This is a genomic window from Photobacterium sp. GB-50, assembly GCF_003026755.1.
Taxonomy (GTDB): Bacteria; Pseudomonadota; Gammaproteobacteria; order Enterobacterales; family Vibrionaceae; genus Photobacterium.
In genome coordinates this window covers 1-13984 of record NZ_PYNX01000027.1, presented here as the reverse complement: position 1 = coordinate 13984, position 13984 = coordinate 1, and the positions used below count along the sequence as shown (strand labels likewise).

The window sequence follows — 13984 nt, the reverse complement described above, 5'->3', positions numbered from 1 at the left end:
ATGAAATCGTCGTCTTTGTTCCACATGGTTTTTATTTTTGCCTTAACGTTGATGGGTTGTAGCTCTAAATATGATCCGGCATCAGAGCCAAGTACGATAACAATCAGCATGGTGAGTACCGATTCAATAAATACGAATGGGAATAATGAAGCCTCACCAGTTGAATTAAAAGTTTTCGAACTTGAAGATGACTCTATGTTTAATTCAGCATCTTATGATCAGCTAGCTTTTGAATATAAAAAAGCACTAAAGAGTAACTATGTTGATGTTTATGATTATGTCATGCTGCCGAATAAATTTAAGTTTGTCGAAGAAATTAAATTAGATGAAGACACGCGTTATATCGGTGTGATGGCTTTATTTTCTGATAGCGATAATAGTGATTGGAAAAAGTCTGTAAAAGTAAAAACGTTAGGTCGTGATTATCACTTGCTTATTTATTTAAAAGATAATCAAGTTGTGCTAGATAGGGTTGAGTAGATGTCATCAAAAAACCGAGTAATATGGAATGAAGGTTTATTTATTAAACCTCAACACTTCCAACAACAGCAGCGCTATTTTGAAAGCATCATTGATGAAAGACTTAATTCTGTCAGTCTCTATTTATATGGAATAACAGAATTAAGCTTAAATTTGGAATACCTAAGTTTTGGTCGCATCGCAATTGAACGTGCGGCTGGTATTATGCCTGACGGCACACCTTTTAATATTCCTCAGCAAGACATGTTGCCTGATGCGTTGGAAGTGACTGATAGTTCATTAGCCAATCAAATTATTTATTTAGCGATCCCTTTACGTAGTGACTCACTCGCGGAAGTTAGTTGGAATGAAACTGCGGGTGGTATGACACGTTATAAATGTAAACGTGAAGAAGTCAGAGATATCCAATCCATTCAAGGTGACAGCTGCTTAATGGACGTTGGCTCAACAAGTGTTCGCCTTTTGCTTGGTAAGGATGACCGAAGTGCATACGCGTCTATTGCTATTGCACGAATTTTAGAAAAACGTCCTGATGGCAGTGTGATGTTGGATGACAACTTTATTCCTTGCCATTTAAATGTGAAAGCAGTACCACGATTACAGCGCTTTGTCGGTGAAATGGCTGGCTTAATGAGAGAGCGAGCAAAAAATATTGCATTACGTTTAGGTTCTCCTAATCAAGGTGGCGTAGCCGATGTGGCAGATTTCATGTTACTTCAGATGCTTAATCGCATGGAGCCAAGACTTCAGCATATCGCGCATTTACGTAGTATTCATCCTGAAGAGTTATATCAGGAACTCACTTCATTTTGTGGTGAACTAGCCACTTTTACAGATGAAAGTCGTATGACGCCAGAGTTTGCAAGTTATAACCATGACATGCCTGAGCAGGCATTTATGCCTGTGATGTCTATGTTACGACAGGCATTGAGTATTGTTCTTGAGCCGCGTGCCGTATCTATTCAATTGCATAAAAGAAAATACGGTCTCATGGTGGCCTCAATTCAGGACACTAACTTGGTTACTGATGCTGAGTTTATCTTGGCTGTACGTGCTCGTATTCCGCAGGAAGAGTTGCGTAAGCTATTTATGCATCAAACAAAAATTGCGTCTGTTGAAAAGATTCGTGAACTTATTTCATTGCAGTTACCTGGTATTCCATTGTCGCCATTGCCTGTGGCTCCACGTCAATTACCTTACCATGCTGGATACACGTACTTTAAATTGGACAAGACGAGCCAAGCTTGGCTGATGCTTAATAATTCAAGTGGTTTTGCATTCCATGTTGCAGGTGATTTCCCTGAACTTGATCTTCAATTTTGGGCAATCAGGAGCTAATGATGATGGATCATACTATTCAAAAGAAAGGCCGTATACGCGACACGCACTATGATGATTTACTGTATGACAATGTAGAAAATACAAATCTTGATCAGGACTTTTGGTTCCAATTACGCGGTAGCAATATTAATTTATTGATTGATGCTGCAACGCCGTTAATGGGCATGACGTCACGTATTCGTAGTTTAAGTAGCTGCGATAATATTGAAGAAATTTATCATCAAGTTGTTGAAGAAATTAAAGCGATAGAGGTAGAGCTCACCGAAGCAAGTTATGATCATGCTGTGATCCTAGCTTATCGCTATGTTCTCTGCTCCTTTATCGATGAAGCGGTAATGAGTACTTCTTGGGGAGCGGATAGCATATGGGCTGAACATTCATTGCTGACGCGTTTTCACAATGAAACATGGGGTGGAGAAAAAGTTTTCTCGATCTTATCTCGATTAATAACTGAGCCAGAACGTTATCATGATTTATTGATGTTTATTTATCTTTGTTTGATGCAAGGATTTAAAGGTCGATATAAGGTGATGAATAATGGTCAAGAAGCGTTTGATAAAGTCGTTTCAAATCTTTATGAAACGTTAAGAAGAATAGATAAAGAACCGAAACCGTTAACTACCGCAACAAAACATGTTGCACAAAAAAAATATAAGTTAACGAGACAGATTCCTCTTTGGGCTGTATTTATAGGTTTTGGTCTATCTTGGGTTGCTATTTATATCGCGTATTCAATCTTACTTAATAATAAATCTTTAGATGTTTTAACACAGCTTAATCACATTCTTCAATAGGACTTCATTGTGATCAGAATAGAACTCCCTGTACTCATCAATAAATTAAATGCACAAACAAAAATTGCATTAGAACAGGCTTCATCGTTATGTATGAGCCGTGAAAATAATGAAGTTACTATTGAGCACCTTTTATTTTCTATTCTAGAAAATCCTTTATCAGATATTAGGGTTTTACTTGAACAAGTTAATTTAAAAACGGATGTTGTTAAGCAGTTGTGTGGTGATGCAATGCCGCATGATAAAGGGAATGATACATATCCGAGCTTTTCACCTTTACTGGTTGAACTACTTCAAGATGCATGGTTATTAGCTTCAACAGAAATGAATGAAGCAGAGTTAAGATCGGGTCTTATTTTCTTGGCAGCACTTATTCGCCCCGATCGTTATTTAAGTTTTAGTCTAGTAAAAGCCTTTGAAAATATTAATCGAGAGGCTTTACGTAAAGAGTTCACATCACTTGTAGCGGATTCTGCTGAAACACCTGTTGTAAATTCTGGCGAAACAAAAGCGCCACTAAATGTAAACTCTGGTGATAGTGCGCTTAATCGTTTTTGTTCAAATGTTACAGAGCAAGCTCGCCAAGGTAAGTTAGATCCTGTCTTATGCCGCGATAATGAAATTAATCTAATGATTGATATTTTATGTCGTCGACGCAAAAACAATCCCATCGTTGTCGGTGATGCAGGGGTTGGAAAGAGTGCCGTTATTGAAGGTCTCGCTTCACGCATTGAATCGGGCAAAGTGCCTGAGCAGCTTCAGCGTGTTGAGCTATGGTTGCTTGATCTAGGGCTTATGCAAGCAGGTGCATCAGTAAAAGGTGAATTTGAAAAACGCTTGAAGTCAGTGATTGATGAAGTAAAAAATTCACCAGTGAAGATCATTCTTTTCATCGACGAAGCTCACACTTTGATTGGTGCTGGTAATCAAGAGGGTGATGCTGCGAACTTACTTAAACCTGCTTTAGCTCGTGGTGAATTATGTACAATTGCGGCAACAACGTGGAAAGAGTACAAAAAGTACTTTGAGAAAGATCCCGCCCTTACTCGACGCTTCCAGTTAGTTAAATTGGATGAGCCAACAACCGAGCAAGCTGTTGATATTATGCGTGGTCTGCACAGCGTGTATGAAAATGCGCATAATGTATTGATCAGTGATGATGCGCTACGTGCGGCAGCAGAATTGTCTGCTCGTTATGTATCTGGTCGTCAACTTCCCGATAAGGCTATTGATGTCTTAGATACGGCTTGTGCACGTATTGCTATTAATCTTACAGCACCTCCTCGCAGAATTTCTGAGATTGAAAGTGGTAGTTATCAACGTCAGCTTGAAATTCAAATGATCAATCGTCAGCAATTATTAGGCAAAGCCGTTGATGAAGAACGACTATCGGCATTAGTAGAAAAAGATTTAGAAGAACAAGTTGAGTGTGAATCTCTCTACAAAGATTGGCAGCAACAAAAAGAACTTGTTACTGAGATTATCGATACACGCCAACAGCTCTTATCGCCGATGACTGAGCTATTGCCAGAGCAGAACGATGATGATGAATCTTGCTTGTCGGTTGATGAATTACAGAATCGATTGGTCGATCTTTATTCTCAACTAGCACTCATTCCTCATGACGAGTTGCTCATTTATCCTGAGGTTGATGCGGCGCAGGTTGCACAAGTCATTGCTGACTGGACGGGAGTGCCTGTCGATCAGATGAATACTGATGAGTTAGCTAAAATTACTGAGTTGCCCTCTGTATTAAATTCAATGATTAAAGGTCAGGATATCGCATTGGCGAGTATTCATCGCCATTTATTGACTGCGCGTGCTGATCTTCGTCGTCCAGGCCGACCTCAAGGTGCATTTTTATTAGTTGGTCCAAGTGGTGTGGGTAAAACAGAGACAGTGGTTCAACTAGCCGAGCAGTTATATGGTGGGCAGCAATTCTTAACCACCATAAATATGTCTGAATATCAGGAAAAGCACACAGTTTCTCGTCTTATTGGTTCACCCCCGGGCTACGTTGGTTTTGGTGAGGGTGGCGTATTAACTGAATCTATTAGAAAGATGCCTTATTCAATTGTTTTACTTGATGAGGTAGAAAAAGCACACCCTGAAGTCTTGAATCTGTTCTATCAAGCTTTCGATAAAGGCGAACTTGCTGATGGCGAAGGGCGTTTAATCGATTGTCAAAATATCTTGTTCTTCCTAACGTCAAACCTTGGTTATCAGACCATTGTTGATTATGCAGAGCAGCCAGAACTGATCGAAGAAAAGATGTATCCAGAGTTGGCGAATTTCTTTAAACCCGCATTGTTAGCGCGTATGGAGGTAGTGCCTTATTTACCTCTGAATAAGGACGTTTTAGCACAAATTGTTCGAGGAAAACTCTCACGATTAGAGAAGTTATTAACTTCTCGTTATAAGGCGGAAGTTGTTATTGAACCATGCCTTGTTGAAGAAATACTTGTACGTGCAACGCGCTCTGAAAACGGTGCGCGTATGCTAGAAGCGATCATTGAAGGGCAGATGTTGCCGCCAGTTTCTTTAGCTTTGTTAAATAAACTTGCTCATCGTGAAGCGATTACACGTATTTGCTTAACGGTAGAAAATGGCGAGTTCTGCAGTGAGGTGGAGTAATTGTTATGCAACAGTGGTTTCATTATACCTCAGCATTAATAGGTTATCGTGACCGAGCCAAACTCACTGATTTCTATATGAGTGCGTTAAAAGAAGAGCTTGCATTAACGGCCAGTTATATCATTTATCCGACGGATGACGGTCGCACTTTATTTGCAACAGAAAATCAATCGTGGGTATGGGATGTAAATGATTTTGATCATCCCTTTTCACACGTACTTCAGCAAGCGTCAGTTGTTTTACTTGATCGCCAACAATTGGTTTATTGGCAACAAAATGATTCGTTTAAGCAGTTATCTTCGCAAGTAGATGCATCAAGTAGTTTGCTTATTGTTCCTTTAATGAATAGTCAAAACCATGTGACGGCTATACAAGTATTCATCGGTGAACAAAAGCAGATTAACAATTTATTATCTGATGAAAACTGGCGCGAGTTTAGCTGTGCCTTTATTTCTCAGTGGTTACTCATTAGAGATATGGATGCGCAGTCTTCTCATAAAAAGCAACTTAGTGACTCGATTACACGACTAAAAGCAGAGCATCAGAAAAAGAGCGCATGGTCAGATATGGCATGCAAGCTCATTGGAAGCAGCTCTGTAATGAAACAGTTACGAGAACAAATAACAGTGGCTGCTGGCTCAAACCTTAGTGTACTTATTCAAGGTGAAACCGGAACGGGTAAAGAGTTAGTCGCAAAAGCACTACATAGCTTATCAGAACGATGCAAAGAGCCTTTTGTCGCGATTAACTGTGCGGCAATACCTGAAAGCTTGTTAGAAAGTGAACTGTTCGGTTATGAAAAAGGGGCATTCACAGGCGCGGTAGCTAACCGTAAGGGACTGATAGCTCAAGCTAACGGCGGGTCATTATTTTTAGATGAAATAGGAGAGTTATCTTTAGGTCTTCAAGCGAAGCTATTACGTGTGCTCGAGACATGCCAATATCGTCCGGTTGGCTCTAATAAAGAGCAATCTTCTAATTTTCGTTTGATCGCTGCAACGCATGTAAATTTACGTCAAAGTGTAAATGATGGTGGCTTTAGACAAGATCTTTATTATCGCATTTATCAATACCCATTATTGCTCTCAAGTCTTAATGATCGAAAGGGGGATATTGAAGAGTTAGCTTCTTACTTTATTCAGCAATATAACAATCGTGAACAACGAAATATTTTGGGTTTATCTCCCAAGGCGTTAGATCACCTTAAAGAAATGAGTTTTCCCGGTAATGTCCGTGAATTACGTTCGTTAATAGAAGTGGCGTGTGTACAAACTGAATGTGATGATCTTATTCAAAAAAAGGTGTTTGTAGCAAAATTACCATTAGATATTAGTCTTCCTATAAAAGACACGGTTGCGCCAAAAGACGATTTTTCAAGCATAGATGATTTACGCATTGCAGTGGAATTGTATGAGAAAGCAATTATTAACGAGCGATTAAAGCAATATAACGGTAATCGTGCAAAAGCAGCTGAAAGCCTGGGTTTACCTAAACGAACACTTGCACATAAGTGTCAAAAGTTGGAGATCCAGTTTAAATGAAAAAGTCGTGGATGATATATACGTTACTGATCGGGTTGAACACCTTTTCTATGACTGTTTTTTCTCAACCGAGTACGCAAACCAAGTTGAGTCGCGCTGAAGCTTGTCGTGATATCCCTTCTAAACTTGAGCGGTTACAGTGCTTTGACGCTATTTTTGATACACCTGTAGAGCAAGTGTCGATCAGTCAAGCAGATGTGAAATATCCATCGTCATGGCTTCGTGCCGTTGATAGTGAGAAAAAACGGGATAAAAGATCAGGGTTTATTTTTCATCAGTTAGATAGCAGTAATCAGGCTTCTCGAATGTGGTTAACGTCTGCTGCTGTTCGTTCATCAGAGCAGCTAAAAGATCAGAAAGCCCCAATTTTGATGTTGGAGTGTTATGAAAAAATCACCCGTGCCGAATTGATCTTACCGACTCCGGTTAAAGCAGGAAAAGTTGAACTATCAATACCGGGTTCTCCTGTTATTACACAAGAGTGGATGAGTGATGAAACAGGGTATGTATTACGTTCTGGACGAGGTTTACCTGCTATTAGAGCAATAAAAGCGATGATTTCTTCACCGCAATTAATTTTACGTTCAAATGTGGCTGATATTGATCATCTGGAATTTGATAACTCCAATCTAGCAGAGGCCTTAGAGCCGATGCGTGAAAATTGTCGCTGGTAGGAGTGAATCATGTTGAAGGGAACTTTAAGGGAGCAACTTCTCGCTCCGATATCACCGGATAACCCAGTAGGAGAGCGTTTAAGAGATCATCCTCAATTAAATTTTATCGATGATCAGATGATGAAGGTCGGTACTCTTTCTCATGGAGAAGTGCAATGGCATGAAGTGGAAAGTTGTGCCGTAAGCTTACTTTCAGAGCACACCAAGGATCTGAAATTACTGACCGTATTGATGCAATGTTTACAGCATCAGGCAACACCAGAGCGTTTTTCATTGTCGATAGGTGTATTGGTTGATTTTCTCTCTAATTTTTGGCTTGAATGCCAACCATTTCCAGGGGCGCGTGGTGAAATACACCGCAAAAAATTCTTTAATCAAATTTGTCAGAGAACGTATGTTGCCGCAGACAAGTTAGATTGGAGCCTATTCAACAGTGATTTAAAACAAGTGTTAGAGGCATTACTTGAAGAGCTCGATAATCAAGCATCTTCGCTATCACTGCCTGTGGATATTATTAACGATATTTCTGCGCGTGTTCGCGTTAACTTGGGACAGGCTGGTCGTGATAATCATGAGAATAAAATTAAAGCTCCACAACCATCACAAGATGTTGCTGTTTCGTCATCTTCAGTCATTACGAGTCAGACGTCGACTGGAACCCCGGTTTCTATTCCTAATTTAGATATAGATAACAGCAGTGAGCGTGCTTTTAAAAATTCGTTATTGAAAGCGGTAGATTCGCTAAATGAACTTGGTAGTGATGCAATAAAGCTGAGTATTCGTGTGCGTCGTTTTGCTATGTGGTTTTCAATCAATACCTTACCAGATGCAAATGCTCAAAAAGAAACGCAACTAATGCCCGTTTCATCAGATCGTATAAGTGATTATGAAGAGTCTTTACAGCGTGGTGCGGATATTGAATTGTGGAGTCGCGTTGAAGAAAGTTTAACTAAGTCACCTTATTGGTTAGATGGACACTTTCTTAGTTTTCGTATTGCCAAGGCGTTAGGGTTGGATGATTGGGCTTCAATTATTAAAGATGAACTTCAGTCATTTGTTGATCGCTTACCAGCACTACTGACTTATTCATTCAAAGGACAAGTTCCTTTTGCAAGTGAAGCTACAATCGCTTGGCTTCTTAACCAAGATAAAAGCGTTAAAGTTGCTCAAATTACTCAACAAGGTAGCTGGAATGAAAAGCGTACAGAGGCATTACAGTTAGCTGATGATGAAGGAATAGCACCAGCCTTAAGCATGCTTGATGAAGGATTATCACAAGCGACAGAACCCAGAGATGCTTTCTATTGGCGATTACTATCTGCAGATGTCATGGAAGCTCATTCACTCTCTTCTATGGCAACGGTGCAATACCAGACGTTATATCGGCAAGTTAATGAAATGTCGGTGACTGAATGGGAACCATCATTACTCGCCCAACTTAAAAATAATATTGCCGAACAATAACACCGGGAAATATCATATGTTGAATTTAATAAGACCGCTCATAAATAGGCTTCTTTCAGGTGTTAAATCATCAATGCCTATGCTTATGTTTACAATCTTTATTCTGATTAATGTTGCCATTTGGTGGGCAGGCCCATGGTTAAAAATTGGTGACCAACAACCATTCACCTCTGTGGCTTCTCGTATCGTTATGAGTGTTATTTTTTCCTTATGCTGTTTTGCAGTATGGGGATTTATGCAATGGCGCAGTTTGAAACGTATTCACAAAGATAAAGATCGTGAAGAAAGGTTACTTGACGATCCGATAAAGCGTTTAGAAGAGCGTCAAGAAACAGAATTAAACCAAGTGATGGGGGAGTTGAAACACAGTTTAAATAAGCGTAACTACCTTTATTCCTTACCTTGGTATCTGGTGCTAGGTCTAGAGAATGCAGGCAAAACAAGCTTAATTAACCGTTCAAGCCAAGATTTTGTATTTTCAAATGTAATGAGAGCCTCGGGTAAGAAAAGTGAAAACCCTTATTCTTTTGACTGGTGGATTGGCGATGATGCAGTATTAATTGATCCTGATGGGGAGTTGTTAACGCAGCGCCAAAATGAGAAAGATAATGATGGCGAGATGGAGCGTCGTCTTTGGTTAAACTTTGTTAACTGGCTTGAAAAAACACGATCTCAGCGTCCATTAAACGGTGTTGTTATTGCTCTAGATATTGAGCACTTAGCGAGCTCTACGGTATCGGAACGTCGTGCGTACGCGAACCTTTTGCGTGCACGTTTGAGGGAATTAATGGAAATTCTCTCTACCCGTATGCCTGTATATATAACGTTGACAAAGTTTGACCTTTTGCATGGTTTTGAACCCTATTTCCGAAGCTATACTCAAAGCCAACGTGAAGAAGTCATGGGGTTTACATTCTCGCTTGATACTGTTGAAGACTTTGATAAATGGCTGACTGAATTCGATAATGATTATGAAGAGTTTATCAATCGAATTAATGACTCTTTGCCTGCGGCATTGCGTCACGCAACGGATAGTGATGATAGGGCTGCCATTTATAGCTTCTCTCGCCAGATAGCAGGCTTACATCACATACTAAAGCAGCTATTAAATGATGCTTTTGTTAGTGACCAATTTTCAACACCGGCCCTTATTCGTGGTATGTACTTTCTGTCTGTTTATCAACAGGGCGTACCAACAGATGTATTTGTTGATGCTTCTTCCCGACGATATGGGCTGTCGAATAGCATTAACAGTGCGCAGCACTCGAAAAACTCAACGACTTACTTTATTAAGAAACTTTTTAGTGAAGTTATATATCCTGAGGCGGGTATAGCGTCAGATAGTTTGCGTGTGATAAAGCACAAACGAAAGGTGATGGCTGTATCTGTTCTCGCTTGTTCAATTGCTTCTGTTCTCTTAATTGGTAGCTGGCAACGTTATTATCAGCAGAATATCTCACATCAAAACGCTGTTCTTGAGCAAGTTAGTGAATTTAAGAATGAATATTCTGATGTGAAATTGATGCGAACGGAGCAGGAGCTATTAGAGCCATTAAATTCAATTCGCAATGCCACCTTAGAATTTGGAGTGTTTCAAGATAAGTCAAAATATTTATCTGATATGGGGTTATATCAGGGGCACGCTATTGGACCTAAGGTAGAAGAAACGTATTTAGGTCTTTTACAGTTTCGTTTTTTACCTGCATTAATGAAGCAACTTGCTTTGGATATGAAAAATGCTGATTCAGAGCAACAAGAGCTGGCTGCATTACGTACTTTTAGAATGCTAACAGATCTCAGTGGTCGCCAAAATAATGTTGTATTAGGTTACTTTTCGAGCTTATGGCAACACGCATTTCCTAATGATGCAAAAACTCAAGATCAGCTATTAGAACACTTAAATTATGCTTTGTTGCACACTGATTTACAGGGACTGCGAAATCAAAGAAATAAGAGTGCGGCCGCAGTATTAAAACCTTATGATAACTTAATTGGCAATACACAAAGCGCTCTTAGCTCTGTTGCTCTGGCGGATCGTGTTTATGACAGTTTAAAACGTTCAGCTGCTGAAACTTTAGGTGCACCGCTAAATTTGAAGAAGTCTGTTGGACCAATGTTTGAATCTGTTTTCGAAGAGCGTATTCAAGATAATGCGCTTGTTATTTCACAATTGTTAACCCGCAAAGGTTTTAATAGCTACTTTTTACCTAAGGTTGAATCTTTATCTGATATCGCGTTGGCTGACAGTTGGGTTCTTGGCGAATCAACAGTTGCGAAATTTAGTGAAGAAGATAAGCAGGTTTTACGTAATAAAATTCGTGATCTATATGTAGAAGATTACATAAATACTTGGCAGCTTGCTCTTAATAACTTAGATATAAAATATTTCTCAGATATTGATGAAGCGGTAAGTATTTTAGGGAACCTGGTTGGTCATAATCAGCCAATAGAACGTTTTGTTAAAACTGTTGACGTTAACACAAGGCTATTTCCTAAGTTATCTGAAAATGATGATGCGCGTTTAGCAATGATGAAATCTCCTCAATACCGTGTTGCTTCTTCGATTGCATTGCCGTTTGCTGATATAGATTCAATGTTAGAAAAAAATGGTAATCAACCTGCATACTTACAAGAAGTCATGTCTTCGGTACAAAAACTTTATCATTACATGAAAGCAATTCAAGATGCTCCTGATAAAGGAAAAGCTGCACTAGAAGCAACGAAGGAAAGATTAGCATTAAAAAATAACGATCCAATTTTCGCATTAAACCAAATGGCGACAAATTTGCCAGCACCGCTTGATACCATAGTAAAAGGTATTGCTGATGAGAGTTGGTATGTACTAAAACAAGAAGCAATTAAGTATGTAGAAGTTCGTTGGCAAAATGATGTTTATAAAGAATATCAAGAGAAGCTGATAACACGCTATCCATTTAATCATAATGCGTCGAAAGATGTATCATTAAAAGACTTTGAGTCATTTTTTGCGCCTAATGGAACATTGGATAATTTCTATAAAAATGATCTGAAGCTATTTATTGATGACAATATTTCTTTAGGAAATAATGGTGAAAACTCAATATTACGTGGTGATGTGCTAAAGCAATTTGAGAGCGCTAAGAAAATTCAACATGCATTTTTTAACCGTAAAGGACTGTTGGATGTCGAGTTTACAATTGAGCCTGTTAGTTTGAGTGCAAATCAACTTCGTAGTGTTATTAATGTTGATGGTCAATATATCGAGTTTAGTCATGGCCCGCGTCATCCTACAGAGGTTATATGGCCAAATACTCTCCGAGAAACGGCAATTTCCAAGCTTTCTTTAGTGCCTTCGGCAGCAAACTTGTCACCAAGAGCTGTTACTGTTCAAGGGCCTTGGGCATTCTTCCGATTATTAGAAAAAGGAGAAGTTGTAAGCGCAAGTTCTACTAGTGTGGATTATAAATTTGCGCTTGATAGTGGGAATGTCGTTTATCGTTTAAATTCGGAAGCGGATGCCAATCCTTTTACTACGTCTTTGTTTAAGAATTTTAAATTAAGTAAGACGTTGTATTAATCAATTAGAAAATGGTAGGAGGCGAGTCATTTCGCTTCTTACCATGATTTGATCTAAGTTAACTTTCTAATTTTTTGTCTTTCGATGATGTAGATAAAATTGGGGATTAATGTGCATTGTTACATTACTCCTTTTATCGTTCTATTATCCGGTATGAGCTGAAAGGTTAGGGAAAACAGAAAATTATGGCGGAAATAGATATGACTAGGTTTTTAAGAGTAAATTGGTTGCTATAAATATTTCAGAAATTCGGGCAAATTATTGCCTACGTACATTATTTAGTATTATTACGTTCAGTAAATTTAAAGGGCTATCTGATGAGTAATGACGTAATAACGGTTGGCAGTAAAACCACAACTGGCGGCTCTGTTATATCAGGTCACGGCGGTGTAATTATAAATGGACAAAAGGTTGCCCTTGTTGGTGATATAGCAACTTGCCCATGTGGAAGCAAAAGTTGTAGTGGTCAAGGGCCTATTATTGCTCAGTCACCAAGAGCTGCAAATGTGTTAGGTACAAATCTAGCACGAGTAGGTGATTTTGTTGATACTGGGTGTGGTAACTGTTTTCTTGAAGCAAGTTCTCATCAGGTAAGTTTAAGCACATCAACCGCCACCAACTTAAATATGGGAAGTGGTGTTAACTTTGGTAATGGCGTCAATATTAATTAATGGTAGTAATGTCAATATTGGTAGTGATGTAACCTTTGGTTCTCATTTAAGTACAACAGCAGGAACTAACAAATATTTCTTCTGACTCGTTGTAATTGAATAAAAAGCACTTCTTGAGTAATTAGGAAGTGCTTTAAAAATAATATTAATTACTGGGTAGATAATTAATAAAATACTCGCGGGTGAGCGCCATCAATGTAAATCACTTGTTTTACAGAATCTACCTTTTCTTGAGCTTTTTTATTCGCAGCAATTAAAGCTTCTTTTTCTTTAGGTGGTTGAGTAAAACTGATGCCGTAATCGTAACCATTAAATAACTCACTTGCTTTGGCTATGAAGTATTTTTGCTGGCTTGATAAGGATTTATCATTAATGCTATTTAATAGATAAACTCGCCATGCATGGTTAGAGCCAATTTTAATTCCTTGCTCTGTCAGGTTTTTGTACCGTTCACCTTGAGTACGTTTTTTTTCACCCTCATACCCCATCAAAGCGTCAATAGCCGGTATAAAGTTATTAAATTGCGCATAATTAAGAAGTTTTACTGCAATATTTTCCATATCCTTGTCAGGGTTTTTCTCATTGATAATTAGATTCGAATATTCGACAAGCGGGTAATAATAGTGATTGTCTGCTGCATTGATAATGGCGTTAATATATTGCTCGTGGGTTAAATCTGGTTTTAATATCGTACTGTAATAAACGGCACGAACGTCACCTGTTTTTGCTTGTTCTGCAAACAGTTTTTGTGCTTTTTCTACCCACTTCTCACTGCATTGTTTTTTAAAATACATATTACAATAGCGGCTATCTGGTGAAAAAAATAGAG

At 38.8% G+C, this 13984-nt stretch carries 10 protein-coding genes; 9 read left to right on the top strand and 1 reads right to left on the bottom strand.

All coding sequences use genetic code 11. From position 1 onward, the window contains the following. The 9 genes from tssJ (at window position 1) to C9J41_RS20100 (ending at window position 13155) form a co-directional block, all read left to right on the top strand. Window positions 1-480, top strand: a complete 480-nt coding sequence (gene tssJ, locus C9J41_RS20140) for a type VI secretion system lipoprotein TssJ (RefSeq protein ID WP_233217850.1) — start codon at window positions 1-3, stop codon at window positions 478-480. Next, on the top strand, window positions 481-1818 hold the full coding sequence (gene tssK, locus C9J41_RS20135) for a type VI secretion system baseplate subunit TssK (RefSeq protein WP_107294938.1): 1338 nt from the start codon (window positions 481-483) through the stop codon (window positions 1816-1818). Next, on the top strand, window positions 1818-2615 hold the full coding sequence (gene icmH / locus C9J41_RS20130) for a type IVB secretion system protein IcmH/DotU (RefSeq protein ID WP_107208742.1): 798 nt from the start codon (window positions 1818-1820) through the stop codon (window positions 2613-2615). Before tssK ends, icmH begins: the two co-directional genes overlap by 1 nt. 9 nt (window positions 2616-2624) lie before the next feature. Next, window positions 2625-5249 (top strand): type VI secretion system ATPase TssH, encoded by a 2625-nt coding sequence (tssH, locus tag C9J41_RS20125; RefSeq protein WP_107208743.1) that lies wholly within the window; start codon window positions 2625-2627, stop codon window positions 5247-5249. A 5-nt stretch (window positions 5250-5254) separates the two neighbouring features. Beyond that, window positions 5255-6790 carry a sigma-54-dependent Fis family transcriptional regulator gene (locus tag C9J41_RS20120; RefSeq protein WP_107261971.1) on the top strand — a complete coding sequence of 512 codons (1536 nt, stop codon included), beginning with the start codon at window positions 5255-5257 and terminating at the stop codon, window positions 6788-6790. Beyond that, window positions 6787-7464 (top strand): type VI secretion system-associated protein VasI, encoded by a 678-nt coding sequence (gene vasI / locus C9J41_RS20115; RefSeq protein WP_107208745.1) that lies wholly within the window; start codon window positions 6787-6789, stop codon window positions 7462-7464. Before C9J41_RS20120 ends, vasI begins: the two co-directional genes overlap by 4 nt. Window positions 7465-7473: 9 nt before the next feature. After that, on the top strand, window positions 7474-8928 hold the full coding sequence (gene tssA / locus C9J41_RS20110; protein WP_107208746.1) for a type VI secretion system protein TssA: 1455 nt from the start codon (window positions 7474-7476) through the stop codon (window positions 8926-8928). A gap of 16 nt (window positions 8929-8944) precedes the next feature. Next, complete coding sequence (tssM, locus tag C9J41_RS20105) at window positions 8945-12484, top strand: type VI secretion system membrane subunit TssM (RefSeq protein ID WP_045129295.1); 3540 nt, start codon at window positions 8945-8947, stop codon at window positions 12482-12484. 317 nt (window positions 12485-12801) lie between these two features. Beyond that, window positions 12802-13155 (top strand): PAAR domain-containing protein, encoded by a 354-nt coding sequence (locus C9J41_RS20100; protein ID WP_005365472.1) that lies wholly within the window; start codon window positions 12802-12804, stop codon window positions 13153-13155. 164 nt (window positions 13156-13319) lie between these two features. Here C9J41_RS20100 and C9J41_RS21830 read toward each other — a convergent pair. Further along, window positions 13320-13984, bottom strand: a 665-nt coding sequence (locus C9J41_RS21830) for a hypothetical protein (protein ID WP_158259688.1), incomplete at its 5' end; no start/stop codon positions are given.